This window comes from Streptomyces sp. NBC_00829, assembly GCF_045161795.1.
In the GTDB taxonomy this organism is placed as follows: domain Bacteria; phylum Actinomycetota; class Actinomycetes; order Streptomycetales; family Streptomycetaceae; genus Streptomyces.
Genome location: NZ_CP108867.1, coordinates 3,906,509 through 3,932,337, shown reverse-complemented (window position 1 = coordinate 3,932,337; position 25,829 = coordinate 3,906,509). Strand labels below are relative to the sequence as shown.

The 25,829-nt window shown below is 70.2% G+C and carries 20 protein-coding genes; 11 read left to right on the top strand and 9 right to left on the bottom strand.

The annotated features are described in order from the left end of the window. Nucleotides 1-138: 138 nt before the first annotated feature. Nucleotides 139-1,749, bottom strand: coding sequence for a protein kinase domain-containing protein (locus tag OG293_RS17085; protein ID WP_405999656.1), 1,611 nt, complete (start codon nt 1,747-1,749; stop codon nt 139-141). A 324-nt stretch (nt 1,750-2,073) separates the two neighbouring features. Between OG293_RS17085 and OG293_RS17080 the strand changes: the two genes are divergently transcribed. Then, nucleotides 2,074-3,594 (top strand): protein kinase domain-containing protein, encoded by a 1,521-nt coding sequence (locus tag OG293_RS17080; protein ID WP_405999655.1) that lies wholly within the window; start codon nt 2,074-2,076, stop codon nt 3,592-3,594. A gap of 224 nt (nt 3,595-3,818) precedes the next feature. Here OG293_RS17080 and OG293_RS17075 read toward each other — a convergent pair whose 3' ends face one another. Then, the gene (locus OG293_RS17075) at nt 3,819-4,826 is read right to left on the bottom strand and encodes a phosphotransferase (protein WP_405999654.1); all 1,008 of its coding nucleotides are present in this window, start codon (nt 4,824-4,826) and stop codon (nt 3,819-3,821) included. A gap of 621 nt (nt 4,827-5,447) precedes the next feature. Between OG293_RS17075 and pdhA the strand changes: the two genes are divergently transcribed. From pdhA to OG293_RS17060, 3 genes are read left to right on the top strand one after another with little or no spacing between them, the layout of a single operon-like run. Further along, the gene (gene pdhA / locus OG293_RS17070; RefSeq protein WP_405999653.1) at nt 5,448-6,596 is read left to right on the top strand and encodes a pyruvate dehydrogenase (acetyl-transferring) E1 component subunit alpha; all 1,149 of its coding nucleotides are present in this window, start codon (nt 5,448-5,450) and stop codon (nt 6,594-6,596) included. 2 nt (nt 6,597-6,598) lie between these two features. Continuing rightward, nucleotides 6,599-7,579 carry an alpha-ketoacid dehydrogenase subunit beta gene (locus tag OG293_RS17065; RefSeq protein ID WP_405999652.1) on the top strand — a complete coding sequence of 327 codons (981 nt, stop codon included), beginning with the start codon at nt 6,599-6,601 and terminating at the stop codon, nt 7,577-7,579. Between the two features lie 16 nt (nt 7,580-7,595). Continuing rightward, a complete protein-coding gene (locus OG293_RS17060; RefSeq protein ID WP_405999651.1) occupies nt 7,596-9,011 on the top strand; it encodes a dihydrolipoamide acetyltransferase family protein in 1,416 nt (471 codons plus the stop codon). Nucleotides 9,012-9,080: 69 nt separating this feature from the next. Here OG293_RS17060 and OG293_RS17055 read toward each other — a convergent pair whose 3' ends face one another. Then, entirely contained in the window at nt 9,081-9,992 is a 912-nt protein-coding gene (locus OG293_RS17055; RefSeq protein WP_405999650.1) for a D-alanyl-D-alanine carboxypeptidase family protein, read from the bottom strand. Between the two features lie 232 nt (nt 9,993-10,224). Here OG293_RS17055 and OG293_RS17050 point away from each other — a divergent pair, with 232 nt between their 5' ends. Both OG293_RS17050 and OG293_RS17045 read left to right on the top strand, forming a co-directional pair. Next, nucleotides 10,225-10,866, top strand: coding sequence for a GntR family transcriptional regulator (locus OG293_RS17050; protein WP_405999649.1), 642 nt, complete (start codon nt 10,225-10,227; stop codon nt 10,864-10,866). Further along, the gene (locus OG293_RS17045; RefSeq protein WP_405999648.1) at nt 10,863-12,164 is read left to right on the top strand and encodes a nitrate/nitrite transporter; all 1,302 of its coding nucleotides are present in this window, start codon (nt 10,863-10,865) and stop codon (nt 12,162-12,164) included. The genes OG293_RS17050 and OG293_RS17045 overlap by 4 nt, the downstream gene beginning before the upstream one ends. Nucleotides 12,165-12,347: 183 nt before the next feature. Here OG293_RS17045 and OG293_RS17040 read toward each other — a convergent pair whose 3' ends face one another. After that, nucleotides 12,348-13,172 carry a maleylpyruvate isomerase family mycothiol-dependent enzyme gene (locus OG293_RS17040; protein ID WP_405999647.1) on the bottom strand — a complete coding sequence of 275 codons (825 nt, stop codon included), beginning with the start codon at nt 13,170-13,172 and terminating at the stop codon, nt 12,348-12,350. A 163-nt stretch (nt 13,173-13,335) separates the two neighbouring features. Between OG293_RS17040 and OG293_RS17035 the strand changes: the two genes are divergently transcribed. Next, nucleotides 13,336-14,142, top strand: coding sequence for a carbon-nitrogen family hydrolase (locus tag OG293_RS17035; protein WP_405999646.1), 807 nt, complete (start codon nt 13,336-13,338; stop codon nt 14,140-14,142). Nucleotides 14,143-14,327: 185 nt separating this feature from the next. Here OG293_RS17035 and OG293_RS17030 read toward each other — a convergent pair whose 3' ends face one another. After that, on the bottom strand, nt 14,328-14,828 hold the full coding sequence (locus OG293_RS17030; RefSeq protein WP_405999645.1) for an LURP-one-related/scramblase family protein: 501 nt from the start codon (nt 14,826-14,828) through the stop codon (nt 14,328-14,330). Nucleotides 14,829-14,869: 41 nt separating this feature from the next. On the opposite strand from OG293_RS17030, the gene OG293_RS17025 reads away from it, so the two are divergent. Beyond that, entirely contained in the window at nt 14,870-16,642 is a 1,773-nt protein-coding gene (locus tag OG293_RS17025; protein ID WP_405999644.1) for an NHL domain-containing thioredoxin family protein, read from the top strand. A gap of 10 nt (nt 16,643-16,652) precedes the next feature. Here the strand turns inward: OG293_RS17025 and OG293_RS17020 are convergent, their stop codons facing one another. From OG293_RS17020 to OG293_RS17010, 3 genes are all read right to left on the bottom strand, one after another. Then, the gene (locus OG293_RS17020) at nt 16,653-17,024 is read right to left on the bottom strand and encodes a hypothetical protein (protein WP_405999643.1); all 372 of its coding nucleotides are present in this window, start codon (nt 17,022-17,024) and stop codon (nt 16,653-16,655) included. Nucleotides 17,025-17,169: 145 nt separating this feature from the next. Beyond that, the gene (locus OG293_RS17015) at nt 17,170-18,519 is read right to left on the bottom strand and encodes a M18 family aminopeptidase (protein WP_405999642.1); all 1,350 of its coding nucleotides are present in this window, start codon (nt 18,517-18,519) and stop codon (nt 17,170-17,172) included. Nucleotides 18,520-18,708: 189 nt separating this feature from the next. Further along, the gene (locus OG293_RS17010) at nt 18,709-20,535 is read right to left on the bottom strand and encodes an acyl-CoA dehydrogenase (RefSeq protein ID WP_405999641.1); all 1,827 of its coding nucleotides are present in this window, start codon (nt 20,533-20,535) and stop codon (nt 18,709-18,711) included. A gap of 302 nt (nt 20,536-20,837) precedes the next feature. Here OG293_RS17010 and OG293_RS17005 point away from each other — a divergent pair, with 302 nt between their 5' ends. The 3 genes from OG293_RS17005 (at nt 20,838) to OG293_RS16995 (ending at nt 23,657) form a co-directional block, all read left to right on the top strand. Beyond that, nucleotides 20,838-21,287 (top strand): SseB family protein, encoded by a 450-nt coding sequence (locus OG293_RS17005; protein WP_405999640.1) that lies wholly within the window; start codon nt 20,838-20,840, stop codon nt 21,285-21,287. A 222-nt stretch (nt 21,288-21,509) separates the two neighbouring features. Next, entirely contained in the window at nt 21,510-22,499 is a 990-nt protein-coding gene (locus tag OG293_RS17000) for a pirin family protein (protein WP_405999639.1), read from the top strand. Between the two features lie 66 nt (nt 22,500-22,565). After that, entirely contained in the window at nt 22,566-23,657 is a 1,092-nt protein-coding gene (locus OG293_RS16995) for an AI-2E family transporter (protein WP_405999638.1), read from the top strand. Here the strand turns inward: OG293_RS16995 and OG293_RS16990 are convergent. Further along, a complete protein-coding gene (locus tag OG293_RS16990; RefSeq protein ID WP_405999637.1) occupies nt 23,585-25,741 on the bottom strand; it encodes a SpoIIE family protein phosphatase in 2,157 nt (718 codons plus the stop codon). The genes OG293_RS16995 and OG293_RS16990 overlap by 73 nt on opposite strands. Between the last annotated feature and the right edge of the window lie 88 nt (nt 25,742-25,829).

Below are 25,829 nucleotides of genomic sequence, written 5' to 3'. Positions count from 1 at the left end.
CACATGCCGTTAGGTTTCCGGCATCTCGGGCGCGTACGGGTGGGGGAACGGGTGGGGAAACGGGGAGGCGTACGGGTGGGGGACGGGTACGGCCCGGCAGGCGCGAGGCGCGTGCCGGGCCGTACCCGCGGGACCGGACTACTGCGGCGGATTGCCGGTGGAGACCTGAAGGTCGAACGTCGCGTTGTCCTCGGAGATCTCGGCGTCGGCCAGCGGGAACTGCGTGATGACGATGTCCTCGCCCCACTGGGCGTTGTCGACCTTCGTCACGTTGATCTTCCACCCCTTGGTCTGGGCGCATGCCTTCACCGAGAGGATGTCCTTGTAGGTGAAGTCCGGTGCCTCCACCTTGGACGCGTCGTTGTACCCCTCCGGGGCGTCCGAACACTCCGTCGTCTTGATGGTGCGGTTCCGCTCCGTACCCTTGTGGCCGGCCGCCGGCTGGCTGGAGATCGGGTCCCCGCCCGTGTTGTCCCAGCTCCCGTCGTCCTTGTTCATGACGATCACCGTGATCAGGCCGCCGATCGCCAGCAGCGCCACCACGATCGAGCCCACGATGACCGGCATGTTCCGCATGCCACCGCCGGCGCCCGCAGGGGCGGTCTGGGGGGAGATGGAGTACGGCGGTGGCGTCTGAGCCATCGGCGGGGGCTGCTGATACGAGGGCGCGGGCGTGTGCGGGTACCCGTACTGCGGCGTCGGAGCCGGTGTGGGCGCCGGCGCCGGCGGGCCGTAGGGACCCGGCTGGTACGGCGTCTGCACGCTCTGCGGCACCGGCGCCGACTGGTCCAGCGGCGGGAAGACCGCCGAACCGACCCCCGCACCGCTCGACGTCGGAGCGCCGCCGATGATCACCGGAGCGCCCGTCTGGCCCGCGGACGCCACCCGTGCGCACTCGTCGCGCATCGTCGCGGCGCTGGGAAAGCGCTCGTTCGGGTTCTTCTTCAGGGCGCGGGCGACCAGCGCGTCCATCGCAGGGGTGACGGAGCGGTTGATGGTGGACGGAGCGACCGGCTCCTCCTGCACATGCGCGTACGCGATCGCCAGCGGCGAGTCCGCGTCGAACGGCAGGCGACCGGTCAGCAGCTGGAACAGCATGATGCCGACGGAGTAGAGGTCCGACCGTGCGTCGACACCGCGCCCCAGCGCCTGCTCGGGCGACAGATACTGCGGCGTGCCGACGACCATGCCGGTCTGCGTCATCGAGGTGACACCCGACTGCATGGCCCGCGCGATGCCGAAGTCCATGACCTTCACGACATTGCGCTTGGTCATCATCACGTTGCCGGGCTTGATGTCGCGGTGGACCAGGCCCATTTCGTGGCTGGTCTCCAGAGCGGCCAGCACATCGGCCGTCACCTTCAGCGCCTTGTCGGCCGGCATCGCGCCGTACTGGGCGATGTCCGCCTGGAGTACGGATCCGAGCGGCTGGCCCTCGACGTACTCCATGACGATGTAAGGCATCACCGAACCGTCGAGCTCGTCCTCGCCGGTGTCGAAGACCGAGACGATATTGGTGTGCGAGAGCTTCGCCACTGCCTGGGCCTCGCGCCGGAACCGCTCGCGGAAGGACTGTTCGCGCCCCAGTTCCGTGTGGAGGGTCTTGATGGCCACCTGGCGGTCGAGCGCAGAGTCGTAGGCGAGGTACACGGACGCCATTCCGCCCTCACCGAGCAGGTCGCGGAGCTGATAGCGCCCGCCGGCGACCGAACCTCCCGCATAGCGGCCCCGTGCGCCGTCGTGGCTCATTCTGTGCTTCCCCCTCGGCGCGAAAGGCCCGCGACCCGCATAGCGTGACGTGATCCGTATTTACGGGCCAAGTCTGCCCGAGGGGCCCTGCACGTCAAGCCGGGTGCCCGTTCCGTGACCGTACGCACAAGAAGCGTCTCGGAAGCGTTACCGGAACCGCAGGGAATTTGCGTGGCCGGAACGGCACCCGGTTTCATGGGCGGTCCATCTCGAAACCGCCCCGTGGCGCGAAGGCTGTAGCGTGGCGTGGCACAGCCCCCTGGGGACTACAGCGAACTCCCGCACGCACCATACGCACGCGGACAGATACGACGGCGAGGACTGATGGCACCCGAACCCGAAGCAGGCGGCGGCGGAGTGCCGGATTCGGCGGACGCCTTCGGTATTGGCGGGCTGGTCGGCGACGGCCGCTACCGCCTGACGCACCGTCTCGGACGCGGCGGCATGGCCGAGGTGTTCGCGGCCGAGGACGTACGGCTGGGTCGTACGGTCGCGGTCAAGCTGCTCCGCTCCGATCTGGCCGAGGACCCGGTATCCAAGGCCCGCTTCACACGCGAGGCACAGTCGGTCGCCGGTCTCAACCACCATGCGGTGGTTGCGGTCTACGACTCCGGCGAGGACATCGTCGGCAATCAGACCGTCCCCTACATCGTGATGGAGCTCGTCGAGGGGCGCACCATCCGCGACCTCCTGGTCAACGCGGAGGCCCCGCCGCCCGAGCAGGCGCTCATCATCGTCTCCGGTGTGCTGGAGGCGCTGGCCTACTCGCACCAGCACGGCATCGTGCACCGTGACATCAAGCCCGCGAACGTCATCATCACCAACTCCGGCGCGGTGAAGGTGATGGACTTCGGCATCGCCCGTGCGCTGCACGGCGCGCAGTCGACGATGACGCAGACCGGCATGGTCATGGGCACGCCTCAGTACCTCTCCCCTGAGCAGGCGCTGGGCAAGGCCGTCGACCACCGCTCCGATCTCTATGCCACGGGCTGTCTCCTCTATGAACTCCTCGCCCTGCGGCCCCCGTTCACCGGCGAGACCCCGCTCTCGGTGGTCTACCAGCATGTGCAGGACATCCCGTCGCCGCCGTCCGAGGTCTCGGACGTGGTGCCGCCGGAGCTCGACGGCCTGGTGATGCGCTCCCTCGCGAAGGACCCGGACGACCGGTTCCAGAGCGCCGAGGAGATGCGCGGCCTGGTGCAGTACGCGCTCCAGATGCTGCAGCAGCAGGGCAGTCACACCGGCGCGTGGAACACGGGTCCGGTCGACATGCACGAGGGACCGATCACCCCGGCGATGGGGATGACCGGGCCGACGGCGATGCATCACCCCGTGCACGGCGACACCTCGCAGGGGCCGCTCCTGGCGCCGATGAACCCCAACGACGGCGGGTACGACGGGGGTCACCACGACGGGCACGGCGGCAAGGGCGGTCGCGGGAAGGTGTGGCTGCTGGCGGTCCTGGCCGTGCTGGCGATCACCGGTGGTGTCGCCTTCGCGCTGAACAAGGCGAACGAGGACCGCACTACGCCGTCGAACGGGACCACGGTCTCCCAGACTCCCTCCACGCCGGTCGAGTCGCCCGAGCCGTCGAAGGAGGAGACGCAGAGCGAGGACCCCGACCCCTCGGACGGGGACGAGCGGCCGAGCTGGACGCCGTCCTACACCCCGTCGTACACGCCGACCAAGCCGCAGAAGCCGACGGACAAGCCGACGACAGCCGATCCGACGGAGCCGACGGAGGAGCCGACGGACGACCCGACCACGGTGGAGCCGACGGAGCCGACGGAGGAGCCGACGGACAGTCAGACGGGGAATCCGGGGGATCCGGGCAGCGGTCCCTGACGGGTTGCGGGTGCGGCCGGGGTGACGCCGGGGACTCGGCCCCGGGCCTGCTCACCCTGGCTGCGGGACTCCGTCACGGAGGACCCCACAGGACCTGGTTCCACAGGACCTGGTTCCACAGGACCTGGTTCCACGGGGCTGGAACGGGGCTGGTTCCCGGGCTGGTTCAAGGGCCTTGGCTGGTGCCGGCCCGCGCGCCTCGACCGCGCGCGGCCCCCGGCCCGTCAGCCCGTGAACGCCTCCCTCACCGCCTCGTACTCACTCGTCCACCACACCGCCAGGGCCGACGCCGCAGGAAACAGCGGGTCGGCCCTTCGGTCGTGCAGCTGGTAGCGCCAGCGCAGGATCCAGAAGTCGTTCAGCCGCTCCCACCACACCCGGTGCACCGCGGCCATCAGCTCCTGCGCGTCCGCGCCCGCCGCACGCCGGTAGGCACGCGCGTACGCCCGGACCTTCTCCAGCTCCAGCTCCCCGGCCGGCTGGACGAAGAAGATCGCTGCTGCCCGTACCGCCTCCTCCGCGCGCGGCTGCACCCCCAGCCGGTCCCAGTCGACGATCGCGGCCGGTTCCCCGTCCCGGTAGAGCAGGTTCAGCGGGTGGAAGTCCCCGTGCACCCAGCCGCCCGCGGAGGCCGGGGGCGGCCTGCGGTCCGCATGGCGCTCCAGCAGGGCCCGCCGCTCCAGCAGCCGGTGCTCGGCCAGGGTGTCGAAGCCGTCCCGGGGACGCGCGGCGCGAGCCAGGGCCAGCAGTTCGTCGATGAGCGCGAAGGTCTCTTCGGGGTCGGCGCTCTCGTACTCGCGGCGCTGCGTCGCGTCCACCTCCATCACCCGCTCCAGACAGGTGTGCACGAGCCCGAGGAGGGAGCCGAGCCGGCGGGACTGGAGGGTGGTCAGCTGGGCGCCGTCGCGGTGCCTGCCCTCGACCCAGGGGTGCAGGGCGTAGCACCGGCCGCCGATCACGGCGACCGTGTCGCCGTGTGCGTCCTCGACGGGCGGTGCGACCGGGACACCGAGTGTCTGGAGCCGCTGGGTCGCCCGGTGCTGTCGGGCGATGGCGTCGCGGTCGCCGTCGAGGTGGTGCTTGAGGAAGTACGCGCCGCGGGTCGTGGCGAGGCGGTAGCCGCGGTTGAGGAGGCCCTGGGTGACGGGCTCGCAGGACAGCGGTTCGCCCGGGTTTTCGTAGCGGCGCAGCAGCGCACCGACGGGTGGGGCAGTTGCAGATGAGCGCGGCACTCACCATATGTTAGATCACGCAGCGTGGCCGAGAGACTGCTCCTGGAGATATTCCAGCGTATGCACCGTGACGGACCGCGGCTCGATGCGGAAGTGGACCGGATCGACGTCCGGGTCGCGTCGGGCACTGCGACATCCGGGCGGGTCGCGGGGATCCTGACCAGCGCGTCTGTGGCCCGTTCCCGCCTCGCCGACGACTTCGATGTGATCCTCGCGAGAGCAGTTCCTGGACGCCACGCCGGACGGCCTTGTGGTCATCCAGCGGAAACACCCTGATTCCCCGGCTTCACGCACGAAAGCGGTTTCACACATCTACTCTTCCCGTGCCCGGGGTGCCCGGGATAACGTGCCGGTGTTCCGGCGGCCTGCAAGGCTGTGACCAGTGGTTGTTCCCGCATTTCTCGATTTACTTGGAAATCCAAGCAAAATCGCAGGTCAAGTGGGGTTTCGCAGTATTGCGACCCACTGGGTAACGTGCCTTTGGCAGGGCGTTCGCCGGGGCACTTGTCACGCCTGTTCCCGGCTGCGTCGCACCCACCCCGTGCACGGGTACTGGAATCAGGCGAGCCGTACTGGCTCACCCGGCGAACCCGGGGGCCGGACCGACGGAGGAGCACGCACGTGACCGTGGAGAGCACTGCCGCGCGCAAACCGCGACGCAGCACCAAGAGGGTGAGCGCCGCGCAGAAGCCGCAGAGTTCCGAGCCCCAGCTCGTTCAGCTGCTGACGCCCGAGGGTGAGCGCGTCGAGCACCCCGACTTCGAGATCGATCTGAGCGCCGACGAGCTGCGCGGGCTCTACCGGGACATGGTCCTGACCCGCCGCTTCGACGCGGAGGCCACCGCGCTTCAGCGGCAGGGCGAGCTCGGACTGTGGGCGTCGCTGCTGGGCCAGGAAGCCGCGCAGATCGGCTCGGGCCGCGCGCTGCGCGACGACGACTACGTCTTCCCGACCTACCGTGAGCACGGCGTCGCCTGGTGCCGCGGGGTCGACCCGACGAACCTGCTGGGCATGTTCCGCGGTGTGAACCACGGTGGCTGGGACCCCACCACCAACAACTTCCACCTGTACACGATCGTGATCGGCTCCCAGACGCTGCACGCCACCGGCTACGCGATGGGCGTGGCCAAGGACGGTGCCGACTCCGCCGTGATCGCGTACTTCGGCGACGGGGCGTCCAGCCAGGGCGATGTCGCGGAGTCGTTCACATTCTCCGCGGTCTACAACGCCCCGGTCGTCTTCTTCTGCCAGAACAACCAGTGGGCGATCTCCGAGCCGACCGAGAAGCAGACCCGTGTGCCGCTCTACCAGCGCGCCCAGGGTTACGGCTTCCCCGGCATCCGCGTCGACGGCAACGATGTGCTCGCCTGCCTGGCCGTGACCCGGTCGGCGCTGGAGCGGGCCCGCCGCGGCGAGGGGCCGACGCTGGTCGAGGCGTTCACCTACCGCATGGGTGCCCACACCACCTCGGACGACCCGACGAAGTACCGGGCGGACGAGGAGCGCCAGGCATGGGAGGCCAAGGACCCGATCCTGCGGCTCCGTACCTATCTGGAGAACGCCGGGCACGCCGACGAGGCGTTCTTCACCTCCCTGGAGGAGGAGAGCGAGACGCTCGGCAAGCGGGTGCGTGAGGCGGTGCGGGCCATGCCCGACCCGGACCACCTGGCCATCTTCGAGAATGTCTACGCAGACGGGCACGCCCTTGTCGACGAGGAGCGCGCCCAGTTCCTCGCGTACCAGGCGTCCTTCGCCGAGGAGGGCAACTAACCATGGCCGTACAGAAGCTTCCCCTCGCCAAGGCGCTCAACGAGTCGCTGCGCAAGGCTCTCGACACCGACCCCAAGGTCCTGATCATGGGTGAGGACGTCGGCAAGCTCGGTGGCGTCTTCCGGGTCACCGACGGACTGCAGAAGGACTTCGGCGAGGACCGGGTCGTCGACACCCCGCTGGCCGAGTCCGGCATCGTCGGCACGGCCATCGGTCTCGCGCTGCGCGGCTACCGGCCCGTCGTGGAGATCCAGTTCGACGGCTTCGTCTTCCCCGCGTACGACCAGATCGTCACGCAGCTCGCGAAGATGCACGCGCGTGCGCTCGGCAAGATCAAGATGCCGGTCGTCATCCGTATTCCCTACGGCGGCGGCATCGGCGCGGTCGAGCACCACAGCGAGTCCCCCGAGGCCCTGTTCGCGCATGTCCCGGGCCTCAAGGTCATCTCGCCCTCCAACTCCTCCGACGCGTACTGGATGCTCCAGCAGGCCATCCAGAGCGACGACCCGGTGATCTTCTTCGAGCCGAAGCGACGCTACTGGGACAAGAGCGAGGTCGACACCGAGGCGATCCCCGGGCCGCTCCACAAGGCCCGCGTCGTCCAGGCCGGCTCCGACCTCACCCTCGCCGCCTACGGGCCGATGGTGAAGGTCTGCGTCGAGGCCGCCGCCGCGGCGGCCGAGGAGGGCAAGTCGGTCGAGGTCGTCGACCTGCGCTCGATGTCCCCCATCGACTTCGACACCATCCAGACGTCGGTGGAGAAGACGGGCCACCTCGTCGTCGTCCACGAGGCCCCGGTCTTCTACGGCTCCGGCGCGGAGATCGCCGCCCGCATCACCGAGCGGTGCTTCTACCATCTGGAGGCCCCGGTGCTCAGGGTCGGCGGCTACCACGCGCCGTACCCGCCGGCGAGGCTCGAAGAGGAGTACCTGCCGGGTCTGGACCGGGTACTCGACGCCGTCGACCGCTCGCTTGCGTACTGAGAAGGGCCCCTAGACCATGTCTCGCTACCGCGAATTCAAGATGCCCGATGTGGGCGAGGGCCTGACCGAGGCCGAGATCCTCAAGTGGTACGTCCAGCCCGGTGACACCGTCACCGACGGCCAGGTCGTGTGCGAGGTGGAGACGGCGAAGGCGGCCGTCGAGCTGCCGATTCCGTACGACGGTGTCGTGCACGAGCTCCGCTTCGAGGAGGGCGTGACCGTCGACGTCGGCATGTCCATCATCACCGTGGACGTGGCCCCGGGCTCCGAGCCCGAGGAGCCGTCGGCTCCGGTGGCCGCTCCCGCCCCGGCTCCGGCCGAGGCCGAGGAGAAGAAGCCGGAGGGCCGGCAGCCGGTCCTCGTCGGCTACGGGGTCGCCGAGTCCTCCACCAAGCGCCGCCCCCGCAAGGGGACCTCCGTCTTGGGGCAGACCCAGTCCGCCCCAGCGGGTACGCGCCATGCGCCGCCCGCCGCAGCCGCCGCGATCCAGGGCGAGCTGAACGGTCACGGGGGCACGGCCACCATCGAGCGCCCGCTCGCCAAGCCGCCCGTGCGCAAACTGGCCAAGGACCTCGGTGTCGATCTGACGGCGGTCACCCCGACCGGCCCCGACGGGATCATCACCCGCGAGGACGTCCACGCGGCGGTGGCCCCGGCGCCCGCTCCAGCGCTGCCCGAGCCGGTGCCGGCCGCACAGGCGGCGCCGTCCGAGCCGGCCTTCGCGGCAGGGGCCCGGGAAACCCGTATCCCCATCAAGGGCGTACGCAAGGCGACCGCGGCGGCCATGGTCGGCAGCGCCTTCACCGCGCCGCACGTCACCGAGTTCATCACCCTCGACGTGACGCGGACGATGAAGCTCGTGGACGAGCTGAAGGCCGACAAGGACATGGCGGGGCTGCGGGTCAATCCGCTGCTGCTGGTCGCCAAGGCCCTGCTGGTCGCGATCAGGCGCAACCCCGGGGTGAACGCCGCCTGGGACGAGGCCAACCAGGAGATCGTCCAGAAGCACTATGTGAACCTGGGCATCGCCGCGGCCACCCCGCGCGGTCTGATCGTGCCGAACATCAAGGACGCGCACGACAAGACGCTGCCCGAACTGGCGCAGTCGCTGGGCGAGTTGGTCGCCACGGCCCGCGAGGGCAAGACCACTCCGGCGGCGATGCAGGGCGGCACGGTCACGATCACCAACGTCGGGGTCTTCGGCGTCGACACCGGTACGCCGATCCTGAACCCCGGCGAGTCCGCGATCCTCGCGGTCGGAGCGATCAAGCTCCAGCCGTGGGTGCACAAGGGCAAGGTCAAGCCGCGCCAGGTCACCACGCTCGCGCTCTCCTTCGACCACCGGCTGGTCGACGGCGAGCTGGGCTCCAGGGTGCTCGCGGACGTGGCGGCGGTCCTGGAGCAGCCCAAGCGGCTGATCACCTGGGTGTAACCCGCTGCCGACGCGAAAGGTCCCGTGACGCCTGTGCGCCACGGGACCTTTCGCCTGTCCGGTACCGGATCAGTCGCGCTCGACGCCCGCCGGCAGGGAGCGGAGCTGCATCGTCTTCGCGGTGCTGGAGCCGAAGCCGAAGTCGAGCAGCTTCGCGGCGTCCTTGTAGCGGTCTGCGCCGTTCAGCACGACGCCGACGAAGGTCTTGCCGTCACGGGTGGCGGCGAAGACGAGACACGGGCCCGCGGCGGTGCCGGTGCCCGTCTTGATGCCGATGGCGCCCCTGTAGGAGCCCAGCAGCTGGTTGGTGTTGTACCAGGTGTAGGTGCGCTTGGTGTTCTTGCTGGTCGTCGCCGTGGTCACGTACTTCGGTGTGGCGACGACGGAGCGGAAGGTGGCGTTCTTCATCGCGTAGCTTGCGATCTTCGCCAGGTCGCGCGGCGTCGTGTAGTTGCTGCCCGCCGACGAGATGCCGTCGAACGAGTCGAACTTGGTGTTCTTCAGGCCGAGCGAGGCGGCGGTCTGGTTCATCTTGGCGATGAAGGACTTGGTGCGGGCGGCCGGGGTCGTGCCCTTGCCGAGCAGGTCGGCGAGCGCGTACGCGGCGTCGCAGCCGGACGGAAGCATGGTGCCGTACAGCAGCTGACGGACGGTCACCTTGTCGCCGGTCTTCAGATCGGCGGTGCTGGCGCCCTGCCTGACCACGTAGTCGCGGTACGCCTGCTTGATGGTGACGACGTGGTTGAGGTTGATGCCCTTGGTGTTCACCACGACGGCGCCGGCCATGATCTTCGTCGTGCTGGCCATCTGCCGACGCGTGTCCGCGGTCTTGGTGTAGAGGGCGGTGCCCGTCGCGTTGTTCAGCAGGATCGCGCCCTTGCTGGCGATCGGCGGCACCGGAGCCGCGTGAGCGGGCGCGGCCAGGGGCGAGACGGTCAGCAGCGAGCCGGTGGTGAGAACGACCACGGCGGCTTTGCGCACGCCCGGAAGGCTGGTTATCAAGGAAACGCTCCGAATTCGCGAATGCGGTGAAAAGGTGCGGAGGGGACAGCGCTCAAAGGAGGGCCCCGATATCAGACCGATGAGAGCGCCGAAGGGATGTACAGCCGGGGCCACTTGTTTTCGAAAAGCCCCGTCTCTTCCGGCCCTGCCGTTCGTCCTGCATCGTGGACGCGGCTTTCTGATGCACCTGTGTTGTATCTAAGCTGTGCGCATGCCCGCCGCAGCGCCCGCCGCCGAACGCGTCTACACCCACATCAAGCAAGCCGTCCTCGACCGTCGCTACGAGGGCGGAACCCTCCTCACCGAGGGCGAACTGGCCGACGCCGTCGGCGTATCGCGCACCCCCGTGCGCGAAGCCCTCCTCAAGCTCGAGGTCGAAGGGCTGATCAAGCTCTACCCCAAGAAGGGGGCCCTCGTCCTCGCCGTCTCCGCCCAGGAGATCGCCGACGTCGTCGAGACCCGGCTGCTCGTTGAGGAACACGCCGCCCGCAAGGCCGTCCCCGCACCGCCCCGGCTGCTCGCCCGGCTCGAAGAGCTCCTGGAGCAGCAGAAACGGCAGGGCGAAGAGGGCGACCTGGCCGCCGTCGCCGTCACCGACCGCTGCTTCCACGCCGAGATCGTGCGCAGCGGCGGCAACGAGATCCTCTCCCGCCTCTACGACCAACTCCGCGACCGGCAGCTGAGGATGGGCGTCGCGATCATGCATGCCCACCCCGACCGGATCGCCAAGAACCTCACCGAGCACAGCGAGATCCTCGAAGCCCTGCGCGCCGGAGACCCGGACGCCGCGGCCGCCCTCGTCCACCGGCACGTCGGCTGGTTCAGCAACCTGGCGCGGGGCGAGGTCCGGTGAGAGCCTCGGCCGTCACCCTGCCCGGCGACCCGCCCGGCGGGCGCCGCGCCGCCGCGGTCTGGGGCGTCGGCGTCGCCGTCTACTTCGTCGCCGTCATCTTCCGTACGTCCCTGGGGGTCGCCGGACTCGACGCCGCCGACCGCTTCGACGTCAACGCCTCGGCCCTGTCGACCTTCTCCATACTTCAGCTGCTCGTCTACGCGGGCATGCAGATACCCGTCGGCCTCATGGTCGACCGGCTGGGCACCAAGAAGGTGCTCACCATCGGCGTGGTGCTGTTCACCGTCGGACAGCTGGGCTTCGCGCTCTCCCCCTCGTACGGCACCGCGCTCGCCTCGCGCGTCCTGCTCGGCTGCGGCGACGCCATGACCTTCATCAGCGTGCTGCGGCTCGGCGCCCGCTGGTTCCCCGCCCGCCGCGGCCCCCTCATCGGGCAGGTCGCCGCGCTCTTCGGGATGGCGGGCAACCTCGTCTCCACCATCGTCGTCGCGCGCATGCTCCACGGCGTCGGCTGGACCGCCACCTTCGCCGGCAGCGCGGCGGCCGGACTGGTCGTGCTCGTACCGCTGGTGCTGTTCCTCAAGGACCATCCCGAGGGCCACGCACCACCGCCGGCCCGGCACGCGGGCGCCGCGTTCGTCCGCAAGCAGATCGCCCGGTCCTGGCGGGAGCCCGGCACCCGGCTCGGCCTGTGGGTGCACTTCACCACCCAGTTCCCCGCCATGGTGTTCCTGCTGCTGTGGGGGATGCCGTTCCTGGTCGAGGCGCAGGGTCTGTCCCGGGAGACCGCGGGCGAGCTGCTGACGCTGGTGGTGCTCAGCAACATGGTGGTGGGGCTGGTGTACGGGCAGATCATCGCGCGCCACCACGAGGCCCGGGTCCCGCTCGCCCTCGGCACGGTCGGGGCGACCGCGCTGCTGTGGGCGACGACCCTCGCCTACCCCGGCGACCACGCCCCGATGTGGCTGCTGATCACCCTGTGCACGGTGCTCGGGTCCTGCGGGCCCGCCTCGATGATCGGCTTCGACTTCGCCCGCCCCGCCAATCCCCCCGAGCGGCAGGGCACGGCGTCGGGCATCGTCAACATGGGCGGCTTCGTGGCCTCCATGACGACGCTGCTCGCCGTCGGGGTGCTGCTGGACATGACCGGGGACGACTACCGGATCGCGTTCTCGTCGGTGTTCGTGCTGGAGGCGGCGGGGATCACGCAGATCCTGCGCCTGCGGGCACGCACGGTGCGGCGCGAGCGGGAACGGCTGGTGGCGAGCCGGGTGGAGGCGGTGCACGTCCCGGTGTGAGGGCACGCGCGACCGGCCCGGACGCACGGTCCCGGCTCGTGGCCCGTCGCGACGGCGTCCGCCGCGGGTCCGCCGAGCGCGGGCCGTGGGCGTCGGTGACGTGCGGGCCGTGGGCGTCGGTGACGTGCGGGCCGTGGGCGTCGGTGACGTGGGCGTCGGTGACGTGGGCGTCCCCCGAACGGGCTACGGCGTGACCGCGAACTCCCGCAGGATCGCCGCCGCCAGCTCCGTGTCCCCGTCCACCTTGATCCGGTCCTGCACCGCGGCCGGCCGTACCCGGCCGCACGCCAGCCGGTAGTACGTCTCCCAGTCCAGCGCGAGCGTCACGATCGGGCCGAGCGAGGGCGAACCGTCGACCGAGCCGCGGCCGTCCGCGTCCACCCGGACCGTACGCAGGAACTCCACCGGGCCGTGCACATCGAAGACGACCGCCGAATTCGCGGGCGCGCCCGCGTCCTTGGCGACCACCTTGGGCAGGGCTTCGAGCAGACAGTCCCGGGTGATGTACGCGCCGGGGGAGTCGAGGTTCCCCGGCGTGGCGAGCGCCGCGCGCAGATCCTGTTCGTGCACCCAGGTGTCGAACGCGCGCATGCGCATGGCGAGTTCGAGCGTCTGCTCGGCGCCGAGCGGGGCGCGGACCATGGTGTCGGGGGCGCGGTTCTCGTTGCGCAGCTGACGGGCCCGGCGGATGATCGTGTACTCCAGCTCGGAGGTCATCTCCGGCGCTGTGTGGTGCCGGCGCACATCGACCTGCATCTCCATGTAGCGGGCGAACTCGCTCTTCACATGGTAGAGATCGCGCGGCAGCGTGTGGATCGGCCGCGGATCGCCGAGCATCTCGCACTCCATGCCGATGATGTGCGAGACGACATCACGGACCGACCAGGAGGGGCATGGCGTGGCCCGGTTCCACTCGCCCTCGACGAGCGGCTGCACCAGCTCGGCTATTGATTCGATGGAGTGGGTCCAGGCGTCGGCGTAGGTCTGAAGGCTGGGATGGACGGTCACGGGACCCCTCGGCGGTTCTGCGGTACGCGGGCTGGGCTGCTGACTGCTGGGCGGCGTGGGAGGCTCGGCAGTTAAGTTACGCTGCCAGGCGGTACCCCGGCAGTGCTTTCGTGTGACGATCGTAGGCCCGTGTTGACGGCTCGAATGCCAGGACGGTGGTAGTGTGCGCGCCTCAATCATCCAGATCGCAGTAGACCCAGACGAATCGGTCAAGTCTCGTAGAGTGCGAGCCGCCGCGCTGGTACGGGCACAACAGGCCGCCGATCTGGTGATCCTTCCCGAACTCTGGCCCGTCGGAGCCTTCGCCTACGAGTCCTTCGCCGACGAGGCGGAAACGACCACCGGGCCCACGTACGAGGTCATGGCCAAGGCCGCGCGCGACGCGGGCGTCTGGCTGCACGCCGGCTCCATCGTCGAGAAGGACCCGGACGGAACGCTCTACAACACCTCGCTCGTCATCTCCCCCACCGGCGAACTGGCTGGCACCTACCGCAAGATTCACCGCTTCGGGTTCGACAAGGGCGAGGCCGTGATGATGGGCGCGGGCTCCGACCTCGTCACCGTGCCGCTGTCCGGCCCCGGCGGACTGACCCTCGGCCTCGCCACCTGTTACGACCTCCGCTTCCCCGAACTCTTCCGCGGCCTCGTGGACGCCGGCGCCCAGGTCTTCGTCGTCCCGGCCGGCTGGCCCGCCCGCCGCCGCGAGCACTGGACCCTGCTGGCCCGCGCCCGCGCCGTCGAGAACCAGACCTACGTCGTGGCCTGCGGCACCGCGGGCACGCATGCAGGAGTCGAACAGGCCGGACACAGCATCGTGGTCGACCCGTGGGGCGAGGTCCTGGCCGAGGCGGGACCGGGCGAGGAGATCCTCAGCGTCGAACTCGACGCGGCGAAGGTGGCGACGACACGCGAGCAGTTCCCGGTCCTCAAGGACCGCCTGCTGGGACTGGCCCCGCCGAGCCGCCCTTGATGCCGTCGCCGCGGTCATGACGCGGGTGGAGGAGGGCCGGATCGCGCTGGACGACCGGTCGAGGCATGGCCGCCCGAGCTCGCGAAACGGGCCGTCGTCCGCGCCCCCGGGCAGCCCGGCCGGCGACAACGCGGCGAGGCGCGGTGCCAGGGCACGCGAGCCCGGCCTGATCCAAACGGAAAACCCTAGTCGTCGTCGCCCTCGCGCTCCCGCTCCGCCATCCGGATCACGCAGACGGCGACGGCGATCATCAGCGCGACGTCCGCGTCCTCCCGGACCACGTTCACCGCGTATGTCTCCCGGATGTGGAACCACTGCCGGGAGATGTGGGCCAGCAGCTCGCCGTCGTACTCGACGACGAACTCCCGGTCGAGGATCCGCCCGCTCACATCGAGCTCCGTGCCCTCCAGGAGGGTCACGCGGTAGTGGTTGCGCAGCAGCGAGAGCCGCTTCTTGCGGATCGTGGCGAGCGTCGATTCGCCCCGCTCGATGGTCATCGCGTCGCGCAGGCTGAACAGCTTCTTGCGCAGCGTGATCAGCACGAGCCCGGTCGGATCCTTGAGCTCCAGGGTGTCGCGCAGCCGCAGGGCCTTGCCGTCGACGAGGAAGGCGTGGCGGCCCTGCTCGTCCTCGATCCAGTAGTCGTCACCGATCGCGAAGATCTTGTCGCGTACGAGGTATTTCATGGTTGGAATGCGTACCCGGTCGGGTGCTGTTGGATGGGGGTATGGCTACACGTGCACGCGTTCGGGCCCCTGAGCTGATCGGCAAGGGCGGCTGGCTGAACACCGGTGGGAAGGAACTCACCCTCGCCGACCTGCGGGGTAAGTGCGTTGTTGTTGATTTCTGGACATTTTGCTGTATCAACTGCCTCCATGTCCTGGACGAGCTCCGCGAGCTCGAGGAGAAGCACAGCGACACCGTCGTGATCATCGGTGTCCACTCGCCGAAGTTCGTGCACGAGGCCGAGCACCAGGCCGTCGTCGACGCCGTCGAGCGCTACCAGGTCCACCACCCCGTCCTCGACGACCCCGAGCTCGCCACCTGGAAGCAGTACGCCGTCCGGGCCTGGCCGACCCTCGTCGTCATCGACCCCGAGGGGTACGTCGTCGCCCAGCACGCCGGTGAGGGGCACGCCCACGCCATCGAGAAGCTCGTCGAGGAGCTGGAGGCCACGCACGCCGCGAAGGGGACGCTGCGGCGCGGGGACGGACCGTACGTCCCGCCGGAGCCCGTGGCCACCGATCTGCGGTTCCCGGGGAAGGCTCTGCTGCTGCCCTCCGGGAATCTCCTCGTCTCCGACACCACCCGCAACCAGCTCGTCGAACTGGAGCCGGACGGTGAGAGCGTCGTCCGGCGTATCGGCGACGGTCAGTTCAACGAGCCGCAGGGCCTCGCGCTGCTGCCCGACGGGCGGGTCGCGGTCGCGGACACCGTGCATCACGCCATCCGTGCCTACGACCCCGGCAGCGGCGCGATCGAGGTCCTGGCCGGGACCGGGAAGCAGTGGTGGCAGGGGTCGCCGACCAGTGGGCCCGCGCTCGACGTGGCGTTGTCGTCGCCGTGGGACGTGGCCTGGTGGGGCGACAAGCTGTGGATCGCCATGGCGGGCGTCCACCAGCTGTGGACCTACGACCCGGCCACCGGGACGGTCGAGGCCGCCGCCGGGACCACCAATGAGGGGCTCGTCGACGGGCCCGCCGCCGAGGCGTGGTTCGCGCAGCCGTCCGGGCTCGCCGCCACCGAGGAGCGGCTGTGGATCGCCGACTCGGAGACGTCCGCCGTGCGCTGGATCGACCACGATCTGGTCGTGCACACGGCCGTGGGCACCGGCCTCTTCGACTTCGGCCACCGGGACGGGGACGCCGGACAGGCGCTGCTCCAGCACCCGTTGGGTGTGACCGCGCTGCCCGACGGTTCGGTGGCCGTCAGCGACACGTACAACCACGCGCTGCGCCGCTTCGACCCCACGAGCGGTGAGGTGACCACGCTGGCCACGGACGTGCGTGAGCCCAGCGACGCCGTGCTCGTCGGTGACGACATCGTCGTCGTCGAGTCCGCGCGGCACCGGCTGACGCGGCTGCGGCTGCCGGAGGAGGCGGTACGCGTGGAAGCCGTCGCGCACCGTACGCAGCGTGCCGCGACCGATGTCGCCGCGGGCACGCTGCGGCTGGACGTGGTCTTCCGGGCGCCGGCCGGCCAGAAGCTGGACACCCGGTACGGTCCCTCGACCAGGCTGTTGGTCTCCGCGACCCCGCCGGAGCTGCTGATCGGCGGGGAGGGGGCGGGCACCGACCTCACGCGCGAGCTGGAGATCGACCCGGCGGTCGCCGAGGGGGTGCTGCATGTCTCGGCGATGGCGGCGTCCTGCGACGACGACCCGGCGAACGAGTACCCGGCGTGCCATGTGCACCAGCAGGACTGGGGTGTTCCGGTGCGGGTGAGCGCGGAAGGGACCTCGCGGCTGCCGCTGGTGCTCGCCGGGATGGACGAGGCGTAGCCGCCCCGTCTCAGCGGAGCACGCCCTGCCGGACGGGGTGGCGTCCCGCCGCGCCGTCGAGGCAGCCCTTCACCCACAGGGACGGGTCGTACGTGGCCTTGATGCCGCCCCATCCGGACGACTGGAATGTCTTGCACCCGCCGTTCAGGAGTTTGGCGACTTCCACGCCGGTCCGGTCGTACTTGCGCACACGGTTGCCCTGGAGGTAGCCGGCTTCGTAGGAGATGTCCTCGGCCCACGGCGGCTGTTCGTGGTACTGCTGGACGATGAACCACGCGCCGGTGAACAGGATCGCGGCGGCCGAGGCGAGCGCGAGGGTCAGCGAGCGGCGCGAGGGGCCGGGCCGGTGGGTGGTGAGCGGTTGATGATCGAGCGGAGCCATGCGCGTCAGCCTGCCGGGCCACTGCTTTCGCAGATGTTTCGCGCTGCCTTCAACGCCCGTGCGGGCGGACGGACTTCAGCCGGACCGTCCATGCCCGTGCGGTCCGGCTGAAGTCCAGCCGGACCGCACGGGGTGGGGCCGGGCTTCAGCCCTCCAGGAACGCCGTGAGCGCGTTCGCCAGCAGATACGGGTCGTCCGCGCCGCACAGCTCGCGCGCGCTGTGCATCGACAGGATGGCGACGCCGATGTCGACGGTCCGGATGCCGTGCCGTGCCGCGGTGATCGGGCCGATGGTCGTGCCGCACGGCATCGCGTTGTTCGAGACGAATGTCTGCCACGGCACCCCCGCCTTCTCGCAGGCCGCGGCGAACACGGCCCGGCCGCTGCCGTCGGTGGCGTAGCGCTGGTTCACGTTGACCTTGAGGATGGGACCGCCGCCTGCGCGCGGGTGGTGCGTCGGGTCGTGGCGCTCCGCGTAGTTGGGGTGGACCGCGTGGCCGGTGTCGGACGACAGGCAGACGGTCGCCGCGAACGCGCGGGCTCTGTCCTCGTAGCTGCCGCCGCGTGCGAACACCGAGCGCTCAAGGACCGATCCGAGCAGCGGCCCGTCCGCGCCGGTGTCGGCCTGTGAGCCGTTCTCCTCGTGGTCGAAGGCGGCGAGTACGGGGATGTACGCGAGGTCGGGAGAGCCGGCCGCCGCGGCGAGCGCGGCGGTGCCGGCGTGCACGGACAGCAGGTTGTCCATCCGGGGTCCGGCGACGAGTTCCCGGTCGCGGCCGAGGTACGCGGGTGCTTCCAGCGCGTGCGTCATCAGGTCCCAGCCGGTGACGTCGCCGGCCGCGAGCCCGAGCTCCTCCTCCAGGAAGGAGATGAGCCCGCCCTCGTGGGCGACGTCCCCGAGGCCCCAGATCGGCTGCATGTGCTTCTGCTTGTCGAGCTGGAGACCCTTCTCGTAGATCGAGCGGTCCATGTGGATGGCGAGCTGCGGTACGCGCAGCAGCGGCCGGTCGATGTTGACGAGCCGGCTCGTGCCGTCGCGCAGCGAGAGCCGGCCGGCGAGTCCGAGATCGCGGTCGAGCCAGGAGTTGAGCAGCGGGCCGCCGTAGATCTCGACGGCGATCTGCCGCCAGCCGTGCGCGCCCATGTCGGGCCGGGGCTTGACCCGCAGATTGGGGGAGTCGGTGTGTGCGCCGACGATCCGGAAAGGGGTGTGCGCCTCCGCGCCCTCCGGTACGAACCAGGCGACGAGCGCCCCGCCGCGCAGCACGTACTTGCCGCCGCTGGTGGAGTCCCAGGCGTCCGTTTCCAGTACCTGCCGGAAGCCGGCCTTCTCCAGCCGTTCGGCGGCCGTGGCCACGGCGTGGTACGGCGACGGTCCGGCGGCCAGGAAGGACATCAGGTCGTCGGTGTGTCCGCGGTCGAAAGGAGAGGATGCGCGCGACGTGCTCGCTGGAGGGGTGGTGGCGGGCGATGGGTGGGCGGGTGCGCTGCTCATGGGGTCACCTTAACGAGGGACGTGTGGCGGGGCGGCTGCCGAGCGGTGACGGCCCGACGGACATGCGGGTGGCCCGCCCCCGGGCAGGGGGCGGGCCACATCGCGTGAGGAGCGGACCGGCCAGGGCCTGTCTTGCGGATCCTGCCGGGCTCGGCCTGATCCCAAGGACAAGGCCCTGGGGCGTGTCCGCTAGAAGGCCGCCTCGTCCAGGTCCATCAGCGAGCTGTCGACCGTCTCGGCGAGCGCGCGCTCGGCGGAGACGCCCGGCAGGACGTTCGCGGCGAAGAACTTCGCGGCGGCGATCTTGCCCTGGTAGAACGGCACGTCCTTGGCGGAGGCCGTCTCAAGCTTCTCCGCGGCGACGGCCGCCCCGCGCAGCAGCAGGTAGCCGACGACGACGTCGCCGGAGGCCATCAGCAGGCGGGTGGTGTTCAGGCCCACCTTGTAGATGTTCTTGACGTCCTCGCCGGTGGCGATGAGGTCGTTCGTCATCGTGCCGACGATCGCCTCCAGGTCGACGGCCGCCATGGCGAGCGCGTCGCGGGCGGGGCCGAGGTCGTCGCCGCCGGGGCCGATCGCCAGGAACTTCTTGATCTCCTCGGAGAGGGTGTTCAGCGACTGGCCCTGGTCGCGGACGATCTTCCGGAAGAAGTAGTCCTGGCCCTGGATGGCGGTGGTGCCCTCGTAGAGGGTGTCGATCTTGGCGTCCCGGATGTACTGCTCGACCGGGTACTCCTGGAGGTAGCCGGAGCCGCCGAAGGTCTGGAGGGACTGGGCCAGCTGCTCGTAGGACTTCTCCGAGCCGTAGCCCTTCACGATCGGCAGGAGGAGGTCGTTCAGGGCGACGAGGGACTTCGCGTCCTCGCCCGCGGTCTCCTTGACGGCGATCTCGTCCTGGACGGAGGCGGTGTAGAGGACGAGGGCGCGCATGCCCTCGGCGTACGCCTTCTGCGTCATGAGCGCGCGGCGGACGTCGGGGTGGTGCGTGATGGTGACCTTGGGCGCGGTCTTGTCGGCGAAGTTCACCAGGTCCTGGCCCTGGACGCGCTCCTTGGCGTACTCCAGCGCGTTCAGGTAGCCGGTGGAGAGGGTGGCGATGGCCTTCGTGCCGACCATCATCCGGGCGAACTCGATGATCATGAACATCTGGCGGATGCCGTCGTGCTTGTCGCCGATCAGCCAGCCCTTGGCGGGGTGCTGGTCGCCGAAGGTCATCTCGCAGGTGTTGGAGGCCTTGAGGCCCATCTTGTGCTCGACGTTCGTGGCGTACACGCCGTTGCGCTCGCCCAGCTCGCCGGTCTCCCAGTCGAAGTGGAACTTCGGGACGAGGAAGAGCGACAGGCCCTTGGTGCCGGGGCCGTGGCCCTCGGGGCGGGCCAGCACGTAGTGAAGGATGTTCTCCTCCATGTCGTGCTCACCGGAGGTGATGAAGCGCTTCACGCCCTCGATGTGCCAGGAGCCGTCCTCCTGCTCGACGGCCTTGGTGCGCCCCGCGCCGACGTCCGAGCCGGCGTCCGGCTCGGTGAGCACCATGGTGGAGCCCCAGCGCTTCTCGACGGCTATCTCGGCGACCTTCTTCTGCGCCTCGTTGCCCTCTTCGAAGAGGATGCCGGCGAAGGCCGGGCCGGAGGAGTACATCCAGATGGCCGGGTTGGAGCCGAGGAGCAGCTCCGCGTACGACCAGATCAGGGAACGGGGCGAGGTGGTGCCGCCGATCTCCTCGGGCAGGCCGAGGCGCCAGTACTCGGAGTCCATGAAGGCCTTGTAGCTCTTCTTGAAGGACTCGGGGACGGGCGCGGTGTTGGTGGCGGGGTCGAAGACCGGCGGGTTGCGGTCGGTGTCGGCGAAGGATTCGGCCAACTCGTTCTCGGCGAGGCGGGCGATCTCTTCGAGGATCGACTTGGCGGTGTCGACGTCCATCTCCGCGAACGGGCCGGTGCCGTACAGCTTGTCGCGCCCGAGGACCTCGAAGAGGTTGAACTCGATGTCGCGGAGATTCGACTTGTAGTGCCCCATGGCGACGGCTCCGTAAGGATCGGGAGGCGGAATGTCTCATCCACGTACCAGTTAGTAGCTACGATGATGCTACCCGTCGGTAATAAGATGCAACCCCTATGTGGGGCAACTGTGACGCGTGGCGCATGCGGGTGGCTACGGGGAGGCAGGGGTTTCCGCCCGGAGCGTCTCCGTGTTGTGGCTGACGAGCGAGCCTGGCGCCCCCGGAATCCGGATGCCGGCCGGCCCGCCCGGCGCGTCCCGGAGTCCGGATGCCGGGCGGCCCCGGCGCGCCAGGGCGCCCGGCTCGGTAGGCTTGCGGCATGTACGGCTATGACCAGAACCCGGGCGCTCAGCAGCAGTACGTGCCGCAGCAGCCCTCGTACGGCGAGCAGCCGCTGTATCCGGAGCCGTCGCCCCCCTCGCTCGCCGACGGGGTGCGGGCCTTCACCACGGGGTCGCTCTCCGCGGAGGACTTCCAGCAGATCTTCGCGACCTCGAAGGTCTACTGTCCGCGTGGCGACAACCCCGGGTTCCTCGCGCTGCACAACACCCAGCAGCCGGTCATTCCCATGTTCACCTCCCTCAAGGAGCTGCGCCGCTACGCGGGCAAGGAATCCAAGTACTTCGTGATCACCGGCGCCGAGGTGATCGACCTGCTGCCGACCGGGTACGGCTTCGTCCTGGACATGGAGGGCGATCACCGGATGGTCTTCGACGCGAAGGCCGTGGAGCAGATGGTCGACTTCGCGATGCGGAGGATGTACGGCTAGGGCCTCTCGTTTGGATCTTGCCGGGCTCCGGCCTGATCCAAACGAAAGACCCTAGATCCGGCAGGCGGGCCCCAGGCGGGCCCCAGGCGGGCCCCAGGCGGGCCCCAGGCCGTGAAGGCCGCGCAGGCGAGACGCCCGGGAGGAATTCCTCCCGGGCGTCATGCGTTCCTCGTGACAGGAAGTTCAGTCTTCAACTAAACTGGTCGCACAAGGAGGCCCCCCATGCCTGCAGTGACTGTCGAGAACCCGCTCACCCTGCCGCGCATCACCGCGCCCGCCGATGCCCCCTCGCGTCCTGTTCTCGCCGTGTCAACGGCGCCCAGCGGGTTCGAGGGAGAGGGCTTCCCGGTGCGCCGCGCGTTCGCCGGGATCAACTACCAGTACCTCGACCCGTTCATCATGATGGACCAGATGGGCGAGGTGGACTATGCGCCGGGCGAGCCCAAGGGAACGCCCTGGCACCCGCACCGGGGGTTCGAGACCGTCACCTACCTGATAGACGGAACGTTCGTCCACCAGGACAGCAACGGCGGCGGCGGAACCATCCGCAACGGCGACACCCAGTGGATGACCGCGGGCTCCGGGCTGCTGCACATCGAGGCGCCGCCGGAGGCGCTCGTGATGAGCGGCGGGCTCTTCCACGGACTCCAGCTGTGGGTGAACCTCCCGGCGGCGGACAAGATGATGGACCCCCGCTACCAGGACATCCGCGGCGGCCAGGTGCAGCTGCTCACCTCGCCCGACGGCGGCGCGCTGCTGCGGGTCATCGCCGGTGAGCTGGACGGTCACCAGGGCCCCGGCATCACGCACACACCGATCACGATGATCCACGCGACCCTGCGGCCGGGCGCACAGATCAGCCTGCCGTGGCGCGAGGACTTCAACGGCCTCGCCTACGTCCTCGCGGGCCGCGGCGCCGTCGGCGCCGAGCGGCGGCCCGTGCGCATGGGCCAGACCGCCGTCTTCGGTGAGGGCGGGGCGCTGACCGTCCGGGCGGACGACACCCAGAACGGCTCGCACACCGGCGACCTGGAGGTCGTGCTGCTCGGCGGCCGGCCGATCCGGGAGCCGATGGCCCACTACGGTCCGTTCGTGATGAACAGCCGCGCGGAGCTCCAGCAGGCCTTCGACGATTTCCAGGCGGGGCGGCTCGGCACCATTCCGGCCGTCCACGGCATGGGAGAGCCCGGCGTGGGAGCGACCGAGGGCTGACAGTCCGTCACCCGCCTGGCCGCGGTGGGCGGGCCGCGGTGGCGCCCGCCGTGGTCGGGTGGGAGGGTGCAGACCCTTCTCCCCGAGCCCGTGCGGCGGCTTGCCGCCTGGTGCGCGGTCACGCTGCTGGTGATCGGGGTGGGCGCGGTCTGCGTGTGGCTGGTCGTCGAACTCAAGACCGCGGTCACGCCCGTACTGCTCGCCCTGCTGGGCACCGCTCTCCTCGGCCCGCTGTACCGGCGGCTCATCAGCATGAGGATGAACCGGTCCGTGGCCGCGGGGCTCACCTGCGTCGCCGTCGTCGTCGTCATCGGCGGGGCCATGTATGTCGTCGTGAAGGCGCTCGTCGACTCCGGCGAACAGATCGTCATGTCGCTGCGGCAGGCCGCCCGGGATCTCGCCGAGCACCTCGGGGCCGCCGGGACCTCGCTCGACGATCTCGCCGCGCATTCCAAGAGCCTGCTGGAGAACTTCGGCGGCACCGCCGCGTCCGGGGTGATCAGCGGCCTCAGTGTCGTCGGGGAGCTGATCGCCGCCTCCGTGCTCGCCCTGCTGCTCATCTTCTTCTTCCTGCGGGACTCGCACAAAGCCGCCGGGGCGCTGCGTTCGCTGGCCCCGCAGTCGACCGGGGACCTCGTGGAGGCCATGGGGCGGCGGGCGTTCGAGGCGGTCGAGGGCTTCATGCGCGGGACGACGTTCATCGCGCTCATCGATGCGCTCTGCATCACCGTCGGCCTGCTGATCCTCGGCGTGCCCGGCGCGCCCGGGCTCGGCGCGCTCGTCTTCGTCGGGGCGTACATCCCCTACCTCGGCGCCTTCATCTCAGGCAGTGTCGCGGTCCTCGTCGCGCTCGCAGACCGCGGGTTCGTGATCGCGCTCTGGGCGCTCGGCGTGGTCCTCGCCGTGCAGGTGCTGGAGGGGCATGTGCTCCAGCCGGTGATCCAGAGCCGTACGGTGCAGATGCACCCGGCCGTGGTGATGCTGGCCATCACCGCGGGGGCGTCCGTCGCCGGGATTCTCGGGATGCTGCTCGCCGTGCCGCTCACCGCCGCCGTGTTCGGTGTGATCGGCGAGCTGCGCACCCGCTACTCCGCCGCTACGGGCTCCTCGGACTCCTCGCCGGGCTCCGGCCCGGCCCCGGCCGCCGGTGACTCGTAGAGCTCGAACCAGATCGACTTGCCCTCGCCCCGGGGATCCACGCCCCACCTGTCCGCCAGCATCTCCATCAGCAGCAGGCCGCGCCCCGACGACGCCATCTCGCCCGGACGCCGCCTGTGCGGCAGCTCGTCGCTGGTGTCCGCGACCTCCACCCGCAGCCGCCGCGCCGAGTCCGCGCAGGTCACCTCGGCGACCAGCAGCGCGTTGCCGTCCGTGTGGACCAGCACGTTGGTGGCCATCTCCGAGACCATCAGCACCGCCGAGTCGATCTGTTCCTCGTCCAGCCAGTCGTGCAGCAGCTCCCGCAGCTGCTGACGGGCGGCCGCGACACGCTCCGGCTCCGCCTGGGCCACGTTCATCGCCGTGCGCCGCGGGGCCTGGCGCGTCGGCGTGCCGTCCCGGGAGAGCAGCATGACCGCGATGTCGTCCTCGCGCCGGTCGGCGAGCGGCCCGGTGGTGTAGTGCGAGCCTGGCCCGTGCACCGCCTCCACCAGGGCGTCGGCGAGCTCCTCCAGCGACGTGTCGGCATGCTCTTCGAGGACCTTGCGCAGCCGGGCCCAGCCGGTGTCGAGATCGTGCCCGCCGGTCTCCAGCAGTCCGTCCGTGCAGACCATCAGCGTCTCGCCGGGCTCCAGCGCGAGCCGTGTCGTCGGATAGTCCGTGTCCGGGTCGATGCCCAGCGGCAGCCCGCCCTCGGTGGTGTGCAGCAGCACCGTGCCGTCGGCGGTGAGCACCACCGGGTCGGGGTGGCCGGCTCTCGCCAGTTCGATGCGACCGGTGGCCGGTTCGACCTCCAGATACAGACAGGTCGCGAAGCGGGAGCCGGGGTGGTCGCTCGCCTCGTCCGCACCGGCCGCGTCGGTCTCGAAGAAGTCGTGCAGCCCGTGCAGGAAGCGGGAAGCCCGGGAGAGCACCGCGTCGGGCCTGTGCCCCTCGGAGGCGTAGGCGCGCAGGGCGATCCGCAGCTGCCCCATGAGCCCGGCGGCGCGTACGTCGTGGCCCTGGACGTCACCGATGACCAGGGCGAATCTCCCCGTCGGCAGCGGGATCACGTCGTACCAGTCGCCGCCGACCTGGAGCCCGCCGCCGGTCGGGATGTAGCGCGCGGCCACCGACATCCCCGGGACGGCGGGGCTGATGACCGGCATCATCGAGCGCTGGAGTCCGAGCGAGAGTTCGCGCTCGGACTCGGCGACCCCGGCGCGGGCGAGCGCCTGCGCCAGCATCCGGGCGACCGTGGTCAGCACGGACCGCTCGCCGGGTGTGAAGGCGACCGGGTGCTTGAAGGCGGCCATCCACGCGCCCATCGTCCGCCCGGCGACGATCAGCGGCAGAAACGCCCACGACTGGCGTCCGAAGCGCTGGGCGAGCGGCCAGGTCGTCGGATAGCGCCTGCGGTACTCCTCGGGGCTGGGCAGATACGCGGCCCGGCCGGTGCGCACCACCTCGGCGGCCGGGTAGTCGGTGTCCAGCGACATGTCCGTGAACGGGTCGTCGTCGCCCTCGCCGTGCCCGTGGTGCCCGATGATCGTGAGCCGCTCGCCCGCCACCCCGAAGACGGCGAGGCCGTCGGGCGAGAAGCCCGGCATGGAAAGGGAGGCGGCGACCCGCAGCACCTCCGCGGTAGAGCGCGCCTCGGCCAGCGCACGGCCCGCGTCCAGCAGGAAAGCCTCCCGCGAGCGCCGCCAGTCGCCGGTGATCGGGGTCTGGGCGGCGGTCGCTCCGGTGCCCGGCTGCGGTTCGGGGACCTCCTGGACCGTGCCGACGAGTTCGAAGTCGCGGTCCCGCATGATGTGCTTGCAGCGGCTGCGTACGGTGCGCAGCACCCGGCCCGTCCCGTCCACGATCCGCAGCCGCGCCTCGGCGAGGGTGTCCTCGGCGACCGCGAGACCCACGATGCCGTTGATCTCGTTCCAGTCGACCGGATGGAAACGGGAGCGGACGACGGACTCGGTGAAGTCGCCGGACTCGGCGGGCAGGCCCAGCAACCGGGCGGCCTCGGCGTCGAGGGTGATCGTCCGAGATGCGTTGTCCCACCGCCACAGGCCGGTCGCGATCGCGGCCAGGACATCCTCCGTGCGCATTGCCTCACTTTATTCCGATCTCCACGCCGACGGCGTGGAGGGCCCGCGGCGGCGGTGGCATGTCAATGCCAATGAGGAGGACGGGAGC

What these genes read in the sequence shown, in the direction of transcription:
- OG293_RS17085 (WP_405999656.1), bottom strand. Translation starts at nt 1,749, where the DNA reads ATGAGCCACGACGGCGCACGGGGCCGCTATGCGGGAGGTTCGGTCGCC.
- OG293_RS17080 (WP_405999655.1), top strand. Translation starts at nt 2,074, where the DNA reads ATGGCACCCGAACCCGAAGCAGGCGGCGGCGGAGTGCCGGATTCGGCG.
- OG293_RS17065 (WP_405999652.1), top strand. Translation starts at nt 6,599, where the DNA reads ATGGCCGTACAGAAGCTTCCCCTCGCCAAGGCGCTCAACGAGTCGCTG.
- OG293_RS17060 (WP_405999651.1), top strand. Translation starts at nt 7,596, where the DNA reads ATGTCTCGCTACCGCGAATTCAAGATGCCCGATGTGGGCGAGGGCCTG.
- OG293_RS17050 (WP_405999649.1), top strand. Translation starts at nt 10,225, where the DNA reads ATGCCCGCCGCAGCGCCCGCCGCCGAACGCGTCTACACCCACATCAAG.
- OG293_RS17030 (WP_405999645.1), bottom strand. Translation starts at nt 14,828, where the DNA reads ATGAAATACCTCGTACGCGACAAGATCTTCGCGATCGGTGACGACTAC.
- OG293_RS17025 (WP_405999644.1), top strand. Translation starts at nt 14,870, where the DNA reads ATGGCTACACGTGCACGCGTTCGGGCCCCTGAGCTGATCGGCAAGGGC.
- OG293_RS17020 (WP_405999643.1), bottom strand. Translation starts at nt 17,024, where the DNA reads ATGGCTCCGCTCGATCATCAACCGCTCACCACCCACCGGCCCGGCCCC.
- OG293_RS17015 (WP_405999642.1), bottom strand. Translation starts at nt 18,519, where the DNA reads ATGAGCAGCGCACCCGCCCACCCATCGCCCGCCACCACCCCTCCAGCG.
- OG293_RS17010 (WP_405999641.1), bottom strand. Translation starts at nt 20,535, where the DNA reads ATGGGGCACTACAAGTCGAATCTCCGCGACATCGAGTTCAACCTCTTC.
- OG293_RS17005 (WP_405999640.1), top strand. Translation starts at nt 20,838, where the DNA reads ATGTACGGCTATGACCAGAACCCGGGCGCTCAGCAGCAGTACGTGCCG.
- OG293_RS17000 (WP_405999639.1), top strand. Translation starts at nt 21,510, where the DNA reads ATGCCTGCAGTGACTGTCGAGAACCCGCTCACCCTGCCGCGCATCACC.
- OG293_RS16990 (WP_405999637.1), bottom strand. Translation starts at nt 25,741, where the DNA reads ATGCGCACGGAGGATGTCCTGGCCGCGATCGCGACCGGCCTGTGGCGG.